The organism is Sphingomonas sp., from assembly GCF_036731925.1.
Taxonomy (GTDB): Bacteria; Pseudomonadota; Alphaproteobacteria; order Sphingomonadales; family Sphingomonadaceae; genus Sphingomonas.
In genome coordinates this window covers 1,257,838-1,273,336 of the sequence record NZ_DAINDJ010000002.1, presented here as the reverse complement: position 1 = coordinate 1,273,336, position 15,499 = coordinate 1,257,838, and the positions used below count along the sequence as shown (strand labels likewise).

At 68.4% G+C, this 15,499-nt stretch carries 13 protein-coding genes; 5 read left to right on the top strand and 8 right to left on the bottom strand.

Annotation, left to right across the window (positions count from 1 at the left end):
• The first annotated feature begins 2 nt into the window (after window positions 1-2).
• Together polA and V7E00_RS15535 are read left to right on the top strand one after the other, a co-directional pair.
• Window positions 3-2,759, top strand: a complete 2,757-nt coding sequence (gene polA / locus V7E00_RS15540; RefSeq protein WP_333573519.1) for a DNA polymerase I — start codon at window positions 3-5, stop codon at window positions 2,757-2,759.
• Window positions 2,756-4,264: a lipopolysaccharide biosynthesis protein gene (locus tag V7E00_RS15535; RefSeq protein WP_333573518.1), complete on the top strand. Its 1,509-nt coding sequence runs from the start codon at window positions 2,756-2,758 to the stop codon at window positions 4,262-4,264. The genes polA and V7E00_RS15535 overlap by 4 nt, the downstream gene beginning before the upstream one ends.
• A gap of 220 nt (window positions 4,265-4,484) precedes the next feature.
• Here V7E00_RS15535 and purH read toward each other — a convergent pair whose 3' ends face one another.
• The 4 genes from purH to V7E00_RS15515 all read right to left on the bottom strand — a co-directional run bounded on the left by purH (window position 4,485) and on the right by V7E00_RS15515 (window position 9,889).
• Window positions 4,485-6,053 (bottom strand): bifunctional phosphoribosylaminoimidazolecarboxamide formyltransferase/IMP cyclohydrolase, encoded by a 1,569-nt coding sequence (gene purH, locus V7E00_RS15530; protein WP_333573517.1) that lies wholly within the window; start codon window positions 6,051-6,053, stop codon window positions 4,485-4,487.
• Between the two features lie 40 nt (window positions 6,054-6,093).
• A complete protein-coding gene (locus V7E00_RS15525) occupies window positions 6,094-7,824 on the bottom strand; it encodes a heparinase II/III family protein (protein ID WP_333573516.1) in 1,731 nt (576 codons plus the stop codon).
• A complete protein-coding gene (gene rpe, locus V7E00_RS15520) occupies window positions 7,821-8,477 on the bottom strand; it encodes a ribulose-phosphate 3-epimerase (RefSeq protein WP_333573515.1) in 657 nt (218 codons plus the stop codon). The genes V7E00_RS15525 and rpe overlap by 4 nt, the downstream gene beginning before the upstream one ends.
• 131 nt (window positions 8,478-8,608) lie before the next feature.
• Window positions 8,609-9,889, bottom strand: a complete 1,281-nt coding sequence (locus V7E00_RS15515) for an RsmB/NOP family class I SAM-dependent RNA methyltransferase (protein ID WP_333573514.1) — start codon at window positions 9,887-9,889, stop codon at window positions 8,609-8,611.
• A gap of 113 nt (window positions 9,890-10,002) precedes the next feature.
• On the opposite strand from V7E00_RS15515, the gene V7E00_RS15510 reads away from it, so the two are divergent.
• Window positions 10,003-10,164 (top strand): DUF1674 domain-containing protein, encoded by a 162-nt coding sequence (locus tag V7E00_RS15510; RefSeq protein WP_333573513.1) that lies wholly within the window; start codon window positions 10,003-10,005, stop codon window positions 10,162-10,164.
• Between the two features lie 42 nt (window positions 10,165-10,206).
• On the opposite strand, the gene msrA is transcribed toward V7E00_RS15510, so the two are convergent.
• Genes msrA through pabB form a run of 3 tightly spaced genes read right to left on the bottom strand, consistent with a single transcriptional unit; the run spans window position 10,207 to window position 13,936 of the window.
• Window positions 10,207-10,887, bottom strand: coding sequence for a peptide-methionine (S)-S-oxide reductase MsrA (msrA, locus tag V7E00_RS15505; protein WP_333573512.1), 681 nt, complete (start codon window positions 10,885-10,887; stop codon window positions 10,207-10,209).
• Between the two features lie 47 nt (window positions 10,888-10,934).
• Window positions 10,935-12,134 carry a pyridoxal phosphate-dependent aminotransferase gene (locus V7E00_RS15500; protein WP_333573511.1) on the bottom strand — a complete coding sequence of 400 codons (1,200 nt, stop codon included), beginning with the start codon at window positions 12,132-12,134 and terminating at the stop codon, window positions 10,935-10,937.
• Window positions 12,135-12,169: 35 nt separating this feature from the next.
• A complete protein-coding gene (gene pabB / locus V7E00_RS15495) occupies window positions 12,170-13,936 on the bottom strand; it encodes an aminodeoxychorismate synthase component I (protein WP_333573510.1) in 1,767 nt (588 codons plus the stop codon).
• A gap of 80 nt (window positions 13,937-14,016) precedes the next feature.
• Here pabB and V7E00_RS15490 point away from each other — a divergent pair, with 80 nt between their 5' ends.
• Window positions 14,017-14,700 carry an MBL fold metallo-hydrolase gene (locus V7E00_RS15490; RefSeq protein WP_333573509.1) on the top strand — a complete coding sequence of 228 codons (684 nt, stop codon included), beginning with the start codon at window positions 14,017-14,019 and terminating at the stop codon, window positions 14,698-14,700.
• A gap of 4 nt (window positions 14,701-14,704) precedes the next feature.
• On the opposite strand, the gene V7E00_RS15485 is transcribed toward V7E00_RS15490, so the two are convergent.
• A complete protein-coding gene (locus V7E00_RS15485; RefSeq protein WP_333573508.1) occupies window positions 14,705-15,106 on the bottom strand; it encodes an MAPEG family protein in 402 nt (133 codons plus the stop codon).
• Window positions 15,107-15,308: 202 nt separating this feature from the next.
• Here V7E00_RS15485 and rpmF point away from each other — a divergent pair, with 202 nt between their 5' ends.
• The gene (gene rpmF, locus V7E00_RS15480) at window positions 15,309-15,488 is read left to right on the top strand and encodes a 50S ribosomal protein L32 (RefSeq protein WP_064310610.1); all 180 of its coding nucleotides are present in this window, start codon (window positions 15,309-15,311) and stop codon (window positions 15,486-15,488) included.
• Window positions 15,489-15,499: the final 11 nt, after the last annotated feature.

Sequence of the window (15,499 nt, the reverse complement as noted above, 5' to 3'; positions counted from 1 at the left end):
CCATGCCCCATCTCTATCTCGTCGACGGCTCCAGCTACATCTTCCGCGCCTATCACCGGCTGCCGCCGCTGACCAACAAGCATGGCGAGCCGGTGGGGGCGGTCTATGGCTACACAAGCATGCTGTGGAAGCTGGCCGACGAGCTCCACAAGGCCGATGGCCCCACCCACATGGCGGTGATTCTCGACAAGTCCGAGCATACCTTCCGCAACGAGCTCTACGACCAGTACAAGGCGCACCGCCCGCCGGCGCCGGAGGATCTGGTCCCCCAGTTCCCGATGATCCGCGACGCCACCCGCGCGTTCAGCCTGCCCTGCATCGAGGAGCTCGGCTGGGAGGCCGACGACCTGATCGCGAGCTACACCAAGGCGGCGCTGGCGCAGGGCTGGGCGGTGACGATCGTCAGCTCCGACAAGGATCTGATGCAGCTGATGACCGATCCGTCGGTCGACATGCTCGACACGATGAACAATCGGCGGATGGGGCCGGACGACACCCGCGAGAAGTTCGGCGTCGGCCCGGGGAAGCTCGGCGAAGTGCTGGCGCTGATGGGCGACAGCGTCGACAATGTCCCCGGCGTGCCGGGCGTCGGCCCCAAGACCGCCGCCAAGCTGATCCTGGAGCATGGCGATCTCGAATCGGTGCTCGCCGCTGCGCCGAGCATGAAGAAGGGCAAGCTGCGCGACAATCTGATCGAGCATGCCGAACTCGCCCGGCTGAGCCACAAGCTCGTCACGCTCGCCTGCGACGTGCCGCTGCCCGAGCCGCTCGACGCGCTGGAGCTGCAGGGCATCCCCGACGCGCCGCTCCGCGCGTTCCTCGAGCATCACGGCTTCAAGACGCTGCTCTCGCGCCTGTCCTCGGTGGCCGATGCGCCGGTCGAGGTACACGAGGCGCCCGGCGTCGAGGAAGACCCGCCCTGCAACCATGACGGCTACGAGACCGTCACGGACGTGGATGCACTCGATCGCTGGATCACGGTCTCGCGGCACCAGGGCTGGGTGGCGATCGATACCGAGACGACGGGGCTCGACGCGACCCAGGCCGATCTGGTCGGGGTCAGCTTGGCGCTGGCGCCCAACCTCGCCTGCTACATCCCGCTCGGCCATGGCGGGACGGACATGTTCGCCGAGAAGCCGGTGCAGCTCGACCGCGCCGAGGCGCTCGCCCGGCTAAAGCCGCTGCTGGAGGACCCCGCCGTCCTCAAGATCGGCCACAATCTTAAGTACGACATGATCGTGCTGGGCCGCGCCGGCATGCGCGTGGCGCCGTATGACGACACGATCGTGATGAGCTTCGATCTCGACGCCGGCCTGCATGGCCACGGCATGGACGAACTGGCCGCCACGCACCTCGCGCACAGCTGCATCGCCTACAAGGACGTGGTCGGCACCGGGAAGAGCCAGCTCAATTTCGGCCAGGTCGATCTCAAGGCCGCGACCCGCTACGCCGCCGAGGATGCCGACGTCACGCTGCGGCTGTGGCGCCGCCTCAAGCCGCGGCTCGCCTATGAAAGCGTGACCCGCGTTTATGAGAGCGTGGATCGCCCCCTCGTCGCGGTGCTGGCGGAGATGGAGAGCACCGGCATCAAGGTAGATGCCGGCGTGCTCTCGAAGCTCTCCTCCGACTTCGCGCAGCAGATCGCGACGCTGGAGGAAGAGATCCACGCCATCGCCGGCTTCAAGTTCACCATCGGGAGCCCCAAGCAGCTGGGCGACGTGCTGTTCGACAAGATGGGGATCAAGGGCGGCCGCAAGGGCAAGTCCGGCGTCTATTCCACCGACGTCAACGAACTGGAGCGCATCGCCGCGGACAAGGATTCGCCCGGCCGCGAGATGGTGCTGAAGGTGCTCGACTGGCGCCAGCTCTCCAAGCTGAAGTCCACCTATACCGATGCGCTGCAGGCACAGATCAACCCGCAGACGGGCCGGGTCCACACCAGCTACAGCCTCACCGGCGCGCAGACCGGGCGGCTCTCCTCGACCGATCCGAACCTGCAGAACATCCCCATCCGCACCGAGACCGGTCGCCAGATCCGCGATGCGTTCGTGGCGGAGCCCGGCAACGTCATCCTCTCGGCCGACTATTCGCAGATCGAGCTGCGGCTGGCCGCGCATATCGCCGACGTGCCCGCGCTGCGCACCGCGTTCGAGAATGGCGATGACATCCACAGCATGACCGCGATGGAGCTGTTCGGCGAAGTGAACCGCGATACCCGCGGTCGCGCCAAGACGATCAACTTCGCGATCCTCTACGGCATCTCACGCTGGGGCCTTGCCGGCCGGCTTGACGTGACGCCGGACGAGGCACAGGCGATGATCAGCCGCTATTTCGAGCGCTTCCCCGGCATCAACCGCTACATCGCCGATACGCTGCGCGAGGCGAAAGAGCGCGGCTACACCACGACGCTGTTCGGCCGGAAGACGCATTTCCCCCGGCTCAAGGCCTCCAACCCCAATGAGCGGGCGGGCAGCGAGCGCGCCGCGATCAACGCGCCGATCCAGGGCACCAGCGCCGACATCATCAAGCGCGCCATGGCCCGCATGGTCCCGGCGCTGCGCGAGGCGGGGCTGCATAAGGTCCGCATGCTCCTCCAGGTGCACGACGAACTGGTGTTCGAACTGCCCGAGGGCGATGTCGAGGCTGCGCGCCCGATCATCGAACGGGTGATGGCCACCGCCGCCGAACCCGCGATCAAGCTCACCGTGCCGCTGGGCGTGGAGATCGGCGTCGGCCCCAGCTGGGGCGCCGCGCATTGAGCCAGGCGGAAGCGTCCAAGGACATCAACGCGCTCGCCAAGGGCGGGCGCACCAACATGCTGGGCTTCATCATCCGGCTGGTCGCCCGGCTGCCGTTCCTGTTCATCGCCGGCCGCGCCTATGGCCCGGAGATCGTCGGGCGGTACGCCATCGCGGTGCTGGTCATCGAGTTCGTCGCGCTGATAGCGACGCTGGGCCTCAAGCGCGGGCTGGCCCAGGCATTGTCGCGCACCGAGCGGCCGCACACCCATGTCGTGTGGGATGCGATGACGGTAGCGCTGGTCGCCGGCGCGATTGCGAGCGGGGTGATGGTGCTGTTTCCGCAGGCGCTGTTCCCCAACAGTCCGGTAATGGGGCTCGAGCGCTTCCTGCCGATCGTGGTCATCGCGATCGCGCTGTCCGACGTGTCGCTCTCGGCACTCGCCTATCGCCATAATATCGGCGCGTCCGTGACGGCGCGGGCGATCATCGAGCCCTGGACGATCAGCATCGCCGCTTATGTCTTCTCCTTCGTCTCGACACGCGACGGACTGCTGATGGCTTATGTCCTGTCGATGAGCGCGGCGCTGGTCGCCTCGATCGTGCCGTTCGTGCGCGAATATGGCCTGCCGGTCGGCTGGCGGCCGCAGCTGGCGGAGATCTGGGGGCTCGCGCGCCTCAACGCGCCCTTGGCGGGCGCCGACGCAATCGAGTGGGCGACCCGCAACGTCGATCGCTTCATCCTCGGCCTGTTGTTCGCCCCGTCGGTGGTCGGCATCTATTACATGGCGCAGCAGGTCGCCTCGGTGCCGCAGCGGCTGAAATCGAGCTTTGATCCGATCCTGGGGCCGGTGATTACCCAGAGCCTTGCGGCCGGCGACCGCCCGGCCGTGGCGCGACAGGTGCGGCAGGTGGGCTTCTGGATCCTCTGCGCGCAGGCCGGCCTGGCGGTAATGTTCTCGATCCCCGCCGAGGGGGTGATGGGCCTGCTCGGCCGCGAGTTCGTGATCGGCTCGGCGGTGCTCTGCATCCTGCTGTTTTCGGAGGTGCTCGCCTCGCCCGGTGCGGTCTGCGAGACGGCGCTGGTCTACATTGCGCGGCACACCAATCTGGCGATCTCGATCTGCGTGCTGATGCTGCAGATTGGGTTGAGCTTCGCATTGATCTTCGTCGCGCGGGGGCAGGGCTGGCCGGTGCCGGTCCAGTCTGCGGCACCTGCAGTGGCGCTGGCACTCTCGCTAACGATCGGATCGGTTGCAAAGGGGTTGCTGCTCCAGGCCAAGCTCGGTGCGCCGGTGGTCAGCATCCGCCCCAGCTTCTTCGCGGCGATGGCGATCGCGGGGCTGGTCGGCGCCGCCTTCACCTCGCTGCCGCACCGCTTCGAATGGGCCGAGATGAGCCTGGGCATGCCGGCGATCCTGACCACCTTCCTCTTCGTGATCATCCGCTTCGGCTTCGGCCCCGAGGACCGCGCCCTGTTCCGCAAGGTGCCTCGGGCGGAGGGTATGGCGGGCGAGGCCGCCTGAGGGTTCCTTCCCTCGGCAAAGCCGTGGGAGGGGGACCGCCGCCAATCGCGGTGGTGGAGGGGGTGCCCTCTACCGTCATTCCCGCGAAAGCGGGAATCCATTCGCCTAAACGTTCGGGGAAAGAACCGCAGCTCCAGCGCCAATGGACCCCCGCCTTCGCGGGGGTAACGGGTAGCGTGTCGCAACGCCGCGCCCCCACCGGAAGCGCGGCGCCCATGTCTCAATGCCGGAAGTGGCGCATGCCGGTGAACACCATCGCAAGGCCCGCCTCGTCGGCCGCCGCGATGACTTCGTCGTCGCGGATCGAGCCGCCCGGCTGGATCACTGCGGTCGCACCCGCTTCCACCGCCGCCAGCAGGCCGTCGGCGAAGGGGAAGAAGGCGTCCGACGCCACCGCCGAGCCGATCGTGCGCGGGGTTGCCCAGCCGGCCTTGTCGGCCGCGTCCTTGGCCTTCCAGGCGGCGATGCGGGCGCTTTCCAGCCGGTTCATCTGGCCGGCGCCGACGCCCGCCGTGCTGCCGTCCTTGGCATAGACGATCGCGTTCGACTTGACGTGCTTGGCCACCGTCCAGGCGAACAGGCAGTCGGCCAGTTCCTGCTCGGTCGGCTGCCGCTTGGTGACGACCTTGAGCTGGTCGCGGGTGACGATGCCGCTGTCGCGGCCCTGGACCAGCCAGCCGCCGGCGATCGACTTGGCGAACAGGCCCGCACGCGCCGGATCGGGCAGTTCGCCGGTCAGCAGCAGGCGGAGATTCTTCTTCGCCGCGAACAGCGCCAGCGCCTCTTCATCCGCGTCCGGTGCCACCACCACTTCGGTAAAGATGCCGGTGATCTGCTCGGCGGTCGCGCGGTCGAGCGGGCGGTTGACCGCGATGATGCCGCCGAAGGCCGAGACGGTGTCGCAGGCGAATGCCGCCGCATAGGCCTCGGCGAGGGTCGCGCCGCTCGCCACGCCGCAGGGGTTGGCGTGCTTGACGATCACCGCGGTCGGCGGGCCGTCGCGGAATTCGCTGACCAGCTCGAGCGCCGCATCGGCGTCGTTATAATTGTTGTAGCTCAGCTCCTTGCCCTGCAGCTGGCGGGCCTGGCCGATGCCGCGCTCGGCCGGGCCGGTGGCGGCATAGAAGGCTGCCTGCTGGTGTGGGTTCTCGCCATAGCGCAGCGCCTGGCTGCGCTTCAGCGAAACATTGAGCGTCTCCGGGAAGGCCTCGTCCTGATCGGCAAAGGCGAACCAGCTGGAGATCATCGCGTCATAGGCGGCGGTGGCGGCATAGGCCTTGGCGGCGAACTTGCGGCGCTGTTCCAGTGTCGTGGTGCCGCCCATCACCAGCGCATAGTCGGCCGGATCGGTGACGATCGCCACCGATTCATGGTTCTTCGCGGCCGAGCGCACCATCGAAGGGCCGCCGATGTCGATATTCTCGATGATCTCGTCGCGATCCGCGCCCTTGGCGACGGTCTGAGCGAAGGGATAGAGGTTCACCACCACCAGGTCGATCGGCGCGATCGCGTGCTCGGCCATCGAGGCCTGATGCTCGGGATTGTTGCGCACCGAAAGCAGGCCGCCATGCACCTTGGGGTGCAGCGTCTTCACCCGGCCGTCCATCATCTCCGGGAAGCCGGTGAGGTCGGAGATGTCGCGGACCGCCAGGCCCGCGTTGCGGAGTGCCGTGGCGGTGCCGCCGGTCGAGACGAGCTCGACGCCCTGGGCGGCCAGAGCCTGGCCGAGTTCGACGATCCCGGTCTTGTCGGAGACCGAGAGGAGCGCGCGGGTGATCTTGATGTCCATGGCCCGCCCCTCTCCTCAATCGGGGCCGCCGGGGCAAGCCCTATTTGGACCGGTGAAACACCCAGTTCACGCTGGCGCCGCCCGCCGGCGTCTCGCCGTGGATCACCAGCTGCTGGGTGGCGTGCGGCCGGCCGCGCGCGTCCATCCACAGGCTCTCCTCGATCGCCAATGTGCCGCCCTTGGCGCGAAACTGCCAGAGCATGCCCGAGGGCGCGCGAAGGATCGCGCCGTGGCCGTCCGCTGTCGGGGACACCTCCACATGCGGTGCGAGGTGGAAGCGCACGGCGAAGGACTTCGACTCAATGCGCCGCTTGCCCGAAGGCAGCAGCAGATCCTCGCCGCGCAGGTCGCGCCCGTCGTGCGAAAGGGTGAGTTCGCGGCGGTGGAGCAGGCCGAAGCGGCGGACATAGCCGTCATGCGCGGCCTCGATTCGGCTGGCATTCTCGGTCTCGTGCCGCACCAGCTCGACCTCGCTCACCCCCCGGCCGAGCGTGCCATCGGCATGGATCGCGGTGGAGTTGCTGTCGCCCAGTACCAGCGTCGAATGCGCGGCGGTGGTGCGCAGGCCCTGGACCAGCTCGGCAGGCAGGCGCGCATCGGCCGCGCGGCTGCCGCCGCAGTTGATAACGATCCGATCCGGGCCGTCCGACAGCTCGAAGGCGAGGGTGGAGGCGCAGCCGGTCTGCGCTACGCGCGCGTCGGGCGGCGGCGCAGCGTCGAGGACCAGCACAGTGCCAGCGCAGGCGAGCCGCTGATAGCCCCACTCCCGCGCCTGTTTGAGCGGGCGGGTGCGGACGCCGGTCGCTTCGATCGCCTGTTCGATCACGTCGCCGTTCACGGGGGCGCAGCCCTGCCAGCTGGAGAGCCCACCGTCGCCGTGGCACACGCCGAGCAACGCCGCGACCATCCGGTTGAGCGCGCCGAGCACGAAGGCGGGCGGCTCAATGCGGCGGGCAGCATAGGTTTCGCAGAGCAGGGTGATCAGCTGGATCGCATCGAGCTGGCCGTCGGGCGAGCGGCCGACGGTGCCGCCATCCTCATAGACCGAGGCGGTGATCGCGCGGTTGAGTCCAGCCACGGCAAACGCGCGGCGCGGATCGCCGCCGGGCAGCACCAGCCCGGCCACCGTGAGACCCGCCCAAGCGGCAAGGCGCGGCACGCCGACCGGCACCTTGTCGGCGCTGCGGTCGAGATGGCGGGCGCCGCGGGCGAGTGCGTGCATCACGCCCGAGCGATAGACCTGATCCGTCGAAGACAGGATCAGCGGCGCGTGCGCCACCCAGGCCAGGATTCGCCGGCCGACCAGATCCGGACGCCAGGCGGGGTCCGCCACCTGCTCGCCATGCACCGCCAGCCAGCGGCGCATGACGTTCTCGGCGATCGGCGCACCCTGCTGGCGGGTGGCGACGCTGGAAAGGTCGCGCAGCCAGCCGAAACCCTGGAGATGCTGGGTGAAGGCGGGCGACCAGTCCGGCTTGGCGAAATCGAGGCTCTCGATCGCGCGGACCTCGCCGCACAGGCGCAGTTCACCGTCGAGCAGGGCATTGCCCCGCTGCGGATCGCCGAAGAAGGGATCGTCGGCGGCGGTGAGCAGCTTGAGCGGGTGCCGGCCCTTCAGCCGCATCGCATAGAAGGGCGAGCGCCAGGCGAGGCGCTGGAAACGATCGGTGATCCGGTCGGCCAGCGACAGGCCGCGGTCGCCGCCCACCCGGATCAGCCGCTTGCCTTCCTCGACTCCGTCGGCGGCGGAGTCCGGCACGGAATCGGTCAAGCCCCGCGCAGTGCCGCGATATTGGCGGCGTACTGGCTGGGGCCGCCGGTGAAGGTGGCGGTGCCGGCAACCAGCGCGTTGGCACCGGCGGCGATCGCCTTTGGCGCGGTCTCGCGGTCGATGCCGCCATCGACCTCAAGGTCGATCGCGCGGCCGCTCGCTTCGATCCGGCGGCGCAGCTCGGTGATCTTGGGCAACTGGCTCTCGATGAACTTCTGCCCGCCGAAACCCGGGTTCACGCTCATCACCAGGATCAGGTCGACCAAATCCATCACATAGTCGACCGCGTCGACCGGCGTTGATGGGTTAAGCACCACCCCGGCGCGCTTGCCCAGCGCCTTGATCGTCTGGAGCGTGCGGTGGAGGTGCGGGCCGGCCTCGGGATGGACCGAGATCGTGTCCGCGCCGGCCTCGGCAAACGCAGCGAGCATCGGATCGACCGGGGTGATCATCAGATGCACGTCGAAATTCTTGGCCGAGTGCGGGCGCAGCGCCTTCACCACGGCAGGGCCGATGGTGATGTTGGGCACGAAATGCCCGTCCATCACGTCGACATGGATCCAGTCGGCGCCGGCGGCGTCGATGGCGCGGACTTCCTCGCCGAGCCGCGCGAAATCGGCCGAGAGGATCGAAGGGGCGATGCGGACGGACATGGTCGTCTCCTAGGGAAGGGGCGAGTCGGGCGCAACCGGAGGGGGCGGGTGCCCACCGGTTGCACACCGCTTCTCCACAGACTTATCCACAGCTTGCTGCACAGCCGGGACGAAGGGCCCCGGGCGCGCGATCAGCGGCGGCGAAAGCGGGCGATGAAGAAGCCGTCGAGCCCGCCTTGATCGGCCAGCATACGAGGCAGGACGCGCACCGAACCGTCTTCGCGCGGCGCGATGCCGGCGGGAAGTTCACCGGCGGTTGCGGGCTCCAGTTCGAACTCGGGATGCGCCGCGAGGAAGGGGGCTAGGTGCGCCTCGCCTTCCTTGGGCTCCAGCGAGCAGGTGGCGAAGACCAGCGTCCCGCCCGGCTTCACCCAGGCGGCGGCGCGGTCCAGCAGCTTGGCTTGGAGCTCTGCCATCTCGGTGACCAGCGAGGGGCGGACGCGGTGGAGCACGTCCGGATGACGGCGGAAGATGCCGGTGGCGCTGCACGGCGCGTCGAGCAGCACGGCGTCGGCGGGGGCGGCGGGGCTCCACGTCAGCAGGTCGGCGGTGACGATCTGCGCCGAGAGGCCGGTGCGTTCCAGATTTTCGCCGAGGCGGGCAAGGCGGTTCTCGGCCACGTCGACCGCGGTAACCTGCCAGCCGGCGGCGGCGAGCTGGAGCGTCTTGCCGCCGGGCGCGGCGCAGAGGTCGAGCACGGTGCCGCTACCCGCACCGATCAGCCGGGCGGGGATCGAGGCGGCGAGATCCTGCACCCACCAGTCGCCCTCGGTGAAGCCGGGCAGATCGGGCACGCTGGTGCCGGGTTCGAGCCGGGCATGGCGGGGGGCGAGGCTGGTCGCGCCGGGCACGGTCACGTCGGTCGTCTTCAGGCTGAGGTCGAGCGGGGGCGGCGTCGCGATCGCTTCGCAGGCGGCCTGGACCACCGCGTCACCCCACAGCGCCTGCCAGCGCAGCGCCACCGGATCGGGGAGCATCGGCACGTCGGGCAGGGTGGCGTTGCCGCGCATCAGCGTGCCGAACACGCCGTGGACGAGCTTGCGCGGGCCGCCATCGACCAGCGGCAGCACGGTCGAGATCGCAGCATGGCCAGGGGTGCCGAGCGCAATCGCCTGGACCAGCGCGATGCGCAGCGCGAAGCGGGCCTTCGCGTCGTCCGGCAGGCGCTGACGCGTGGCGGAATCGATCAGCGCGTCGAGATCGGGCAGCCGGCGCAGCGCCTCGGCGGCGATGGCATGGGCAAGGCCGCGGTCGTTGGGCGCCAGGCCTTGCGCGGCGGAGTCGAGTGCCTGCTCGAGCGCGAGTCCACGGCGGAGCACGGCGTCGAGCAGCTTGAGCGCGGCGCGGCGGGCGGGGACGCCCGGGGCATCGGGTTCGCGCTCGGCAGGGCGGCGGGTGGTCGGACGGGCCATGCTCAGCGCGCTCCCATTGAAAGTTCTGCTCGTTCGTGCGCTACCCAACCGTTCACTTGACCATGCTCCTTTGGCCGCCGACATGGGCCGGGCAACCAAGGAAGGCAATCCCGATGGGCAAGCGACCCGAGCATGTGAAGCCGCCGGCATATCTCTCGAAGAGCCCGCCGGTGCCGAAGCCCGAACCGATGCAGCGGCCCGAGCAGGATCCGCTGGAGAAGGACCCGGTCCGCTATGGCGACTGGGAGCTGAAGGGCATCGCGATCGATTTTTGAGGGCCTGTTCCCTTCCCGAAAGCGGGAGGGGAGAAAAACGCCTCAGTGCGCCAGCTGCGGGTAGGTCGAGCGGAAGGCGGCGACCTTGGGCTGATCCCAGCGCATGATGTACGGGTGCGTCGGGTGCCGCCAGAAAAAGTCCTGGTGATACTCTTCGGCCGGGTAGAAGCCGCCGGCCTCCAGCCTGGTGGTGATCGGCTTGGCGAACGCCTTGGCGTGGGTCAGCTGGGCGATATAGGCCTCGGCGACGCGGCGCTGCTCGGCATTCTGCGGGAAGATCGCGCTGCGATAGCTCGGGCCGCGATCGGGGCCCTGGCCGCCCTTCTGAGTGGGGTCGTGCGCGACCGAGAAGAAGACGCGGAGCAAGGTGCCGTAGCTCACCCGGGTGGGATCATAGACGACTTTCACCGCTTCGGCGTGGCCAGTCTTCTCGCTCTTGACCTGATCGTAGGTGGCGGTGCCCGCCGCACCGCCGGCATAGCCGTTGGTGACCGACTGTACGCCCTTCACCGACTGGAACACCGCCTCCATGCCCCAGAAGCAACCGCCGGCGAACACGGCCGTCTGCGGCTTCTTCGCCTTTGCAACGTCAAGCGCAGGCGGCGGCACCGCGACGGCGGTCACCTTCTCGATGCGCAGCCCGCCGGCCGCGGCGATCAGCAGGAAGGCGCCGCCGGCAAGCGCGGCGAGGGAGAGCGGGAGCTTCAACGTGCTTCGGGCCATGGGTACCCCATAGTAGGACGAGGATGCCCCCGCGACATTCCTTCCGGTCAGCGCAGGTCGGCGCAGGCCGTCTGGATGCGGGTGCAGGCTTCGCGGAGCAGCGCCTCCGACGTCGCATAGCTGATCCGCATCGCCGGCGACAGGCCGAACGCCGCGCCGTGCACCGCCGCCACGCGGGCGTCGTCGAGGAAATAGCCGATCATGTCCTCGTCGGTGGCGATCACCTTGCCCTTGGGCGTGGTCTTGCCGATCAGTGCGCTGAATTCGGGATAGACGTAGAAGGCGCCTTCCGGGGTCGGGCAGGTCATGCCGTCGATGGCGTTGAGCATGGAGACGACGAGGTCGCGGCGCGTCTGGAAGGCGGCGGCGCGGTCCTTGAGGAAGCTCTGGTCGCCGGTCAGCGCGGCGACAGCGGCCGCCTGGGCGATCGAGCACGGGTTCGACGTCGACTGCGACTGGAGCTTGGCGATCGCCTTGATCAGCGGCGCCGGGCCGCCGGCAAAGCCGATGCGCCAGCCGGTCATCGCATAGGCCTTGGAGCAGCCGTTCACCGTCAGCGTGCGCTCGTAGAGCGACGGGCAGACCTGCGCGATCGTGGCGAATTCGAAGCCGTCGTACAGGATGTGCTCGTACATGTCGTCGGCGAACACCCAGACATGCGGGTGGCGCTCGATCACTTCGCCCAGCGCCTTGAGCTCGGCGGCCGAATAGGCGGCGCCGGTCGGGTTGGACGGCGAGTTGAGGATCACCCACTTGGTCTTCGGCGTGATCGCCGCCTTGAGCTGGGCGGGCGTGATCTTGTAGTGCTGGTCGGCACCCGCGGCGATGAAGACGGGCGTGCCGCCCGCGAACTGAATTACGTCAGGATAACTGACCCAATAAGGCGCCGGCACGATCACCTCGTCGCCGGCCTCCACCGTCGCAACAATGGCGTTGAACAGCGTGTGCTTGCCACCGACATTGATCGTGATCTGCTGGGCAGTATAGTCCAAGCCGTTGTCGCGCTTGAACTTCTGGATCACGGCTTCCTTCAGCTCGGGCGTGCCGTCGACATTGGTGTACTTGGTCTTGCCGTCGCGGATCGCCTGGATCGCGGCTTCCTTGACGAAGTCGGGCGTGTCGAAATCGGGCTCGCCCGCACCCAGGCCGATCACGTCGACGCCGGCACGCTTCAGCTCGAACACGCGGCTGGTCATGGCAAGCGTGGCGGAGGGCTGGATGCGCTGGAGCGCGGCGGAGGTCTGCATGAGTCTGAGCGCCTTTTCCGGGGAAAGATGCGCGCCTATAGGTCCGCTTCGGCGCCTTCCGCAACTGTAACGGCTGCAACCAGTCCACGCAGCGCGTTGCCGAGGAAGAATCCGCTGCCAAGATCCTCGGGCCGCAGATCGCCCTCCACCGCCCGGCCGGTGGCGAGCAGTTCGGCACGGAGGACGCCGGGGAGCAGCCCGCGCGCGACCGGCGGCGTCACCAGCACCCCGTTGCGCTCGACGAACAGCGACGTGAAGCTGCCTTCGGTGCAACAGCCATCGGCATCGGTGAACACCACTTCCCACGTACCGGCGGCACGGCGCGGGGCGTCATAGACCGACCGGCGGGTGGTCTTGTGGGCGAGGCGAAAGTCCTGCGCCGGTACCAAATGGGGTACGATCCGGACCTTTATCGGCCCTGGCGGCGTATCCGGCAGCGGCGCAATGCCAATCGCTACCGCACCCGAACGGCCGAGCAGCAGCCGCACCTTCGCCGCGTCGCGCAGGCGGAAGGTCGCGGCCTGGAGTTCGTTGCGGACGACGTGGCGGTCGAACGGGAAGCCGAAAGTCTCGGCGCTCGCCCGGATCCGCTCGAGATGGCGTTCGAGCAGCAGGATGCCATCTTCGGGATCGAAGCGCATGGTCTCGATCAGGTCGAAGCTGCGTTCCCCGGCAGTCACGAATCTGCCCTTGTCGAGGCATTCCGTCCACTCGCTGCCAGCCTTCGAATCGGCAACGACGCCGGAGCCGAGGCCCAGCATCGCCCGGCCGGGCGCCGCGATGGCCAGGGTGCGGATCGCGACGTTGAATTCGGCACTGCCATCGGCATCGATCCTTCCTATCGAACCGGTGTAGACGCCGCGTGCGTCGGGTTCGACCTCGGCAATTACCTGCATTGCGCGGATCTTCGGTGCGCCGGTCACCGAGCCGCAGGGGAACAACGCCGCCAGCGCGTCCACGGCTCCCAGCCCGTCGGCGAGGCGGGCGGTGACCGTAGAGGTCATCTGATGGACGGTGGGGTAGGTCTCGACATGGAAGAGCCTGGGCACCGCAACGCTGCCCGGCCGCGCGACGCGGCCGAGATCGTTGCGCATCAGGTCCACGATCATCAGGTTTTCGGCGCGCTGCTTCGGATCTTCGCGCAGGCCGGTTGCGAGCGCCGTATCGCTGGCGGGATCGGCGTGGCGGCGGGTCGTGCCCTTCATCGGGCGTGCCGTGAGGATGCCGTTTTCCAGCGTGAAGAAGAGTTCGGGGGACAGGCTGAGCAGCCATTGGTTGCCCGTCGCGACGAGCGCGCCATGGCCCGCCACCGCGCGGGCGCGGAGCAGGGCGTACAGCGCGGCAGGATGGCCGGCAAACGGCACTTCGGCGCGGAAGGTGAGGTTCGCCTGATAGATGTCGCCGGCTTCTATATAGCCCAGCACCCGCGCAAGGGCGGCATCATAGGCGCTGCGATCGATGCGCGGGCGGGGGGCGCCGGCCCAGGCGCCGGCGGGGTCGGGGAGCAACGTCGACACGTCGTCCGCCGGCAGCTGCTGGTGGCCGCGGAACAGGCCGAACCAGAGCAGCGGACCTTCGATGGTGCGGGCGGGTGCAGCGGGTTCGAGCGCGGCGCCGGCCTCATAGGCGAGCCAGCCGGCGGCATCGAGCCCCTCGGCTGCGGCCGCGCGCAGGCGGCCCAGCGCCGGAGCGATCTCCTCCGCGTGATGCGCGACGACGATTTCGACGGGATCGCGATAAAGGCGCGCATGTCCGCCGGCGCGCGCGTCATCGAACAGGACGAAGGGAGGACGCAAGACCATCAGCCGGATGGAATGCAGAGGCCGGCGGCGAAGGGCAAGCCTTGGTTGCCGCGCGCGCGCTCGCGGAGTAGCGAGGGGGCATGGCGAACCCCGATCCCAACGCTGCCCAGCCGCCGCTCCGTGCGGCGATCGTGCCCGTCACGCCGCTTCAGCAGAACTGCACGCTGCTCTGGTGCACCAGGACGATGCGCGGGGCGTTCGTCGATCCGGGCGGAGATCTCGATCGGCTGCGCGCGGCGGCCGAGCAGCACGGGGTGACGATCGAGAAGCTGCTGATAACCCACGGCCATATCGACCATTGCGGATCGGCCGGCATCTTCGCCGAGGAGCTGGGCGTGCCGATCGAGGGGCCGCACGAGGCCGATCGCTACTGGATCGCACGGCTGGAAGATGACGGCCGCGCCTATCGCGTACCGGGCAAGCCGTTCGAGCCCAACCGCTGGCTGGACCAAGGCGACCAGGTGACGGTGGGCGAGCTGGTGCTCGACGTCTATCACTGCCCCGGGCACACGCCGGGGCATGTGGTGTTCCACCATCCCGAATCGCAGCTGGCGATCGTCGGCGACGTGCTGTTCCAGGGCTCGATCGGGCGGACCGACTTCCCGCTCGGCAACCATCAGGACCTGATCGACGCGATCACCACCCGGCTCTGGCCGCTGGGCGACGAGACCGTGTTCGTTCCCGGGCACGGTCAGCCGAGCAATTTCGGCCAGGAGCGGCGCACCAACCCGTTCGTTGCCGATTCGGTGCTGGCGCGCGCCTGACGACTCAGTGGAGCGGGTTCGACCCCGTATAGCCGAGCCACGCCGCATAAAGGCCGAGCCCGGCGAGGGTGAGGAAGGTGGTCAGCGCGCCGATCGCGCGGCCCGGCTGCCAGCCGTCCATCCCGAAGCCGTGCAGCACGCGGCCGAGCAGATACACCGCCGCCACCACCCACAGATAGAATCGCGTGCCCTGGGCCAGCTCGATCAGGCCGATCAGGATCAGGATGAAGGGCGTATATTCGACGAAATTCATCTGCGCGCGCATGCGCGCGAGGAGTCGCGGGCTGCCGCCATCGCCGGTCAACACCTTGTCGGCATAGCGCAGTTGAATGACGCGAATCGCCAGCCACAGGTTGATTAGTGCCGCGGCGCCCGCGCTGGTGAGTGTAACCGGCAGAAAAAACATGCGCGTCCCCCTGAAACCAAGGCGCGAACCCCTGCCACGTGCGGCTTCTGCTTGCAACGCGGACGAGAATCGCTATACGCGCGGGCTCGCTTCGTGACCTGCCTGCTGGTCCGGCGAGCGGCCGGCCTAGCCGTCGCTTGCCCGAACAACCCTGTGGGCGTATCGCGACTTATTGATTCATTAGCTTGTTGAAGGTGCCGAAATGGCCGTTCCTAAGAGAAAGACCTCGCCGTCGAAGCGCGGCATGCGTCGGTCGCACGATTCGCTGACCGTCGAATCGTTCCAGGAGTGCCCGAACTGCGGCGAACTCAAGCGTCCGCACAACCTGTGCAACGCATGCGGCCACTATAACGGCCGTGAAATCGTTTCGGTCGAGGGCTGAACGACGTTCCG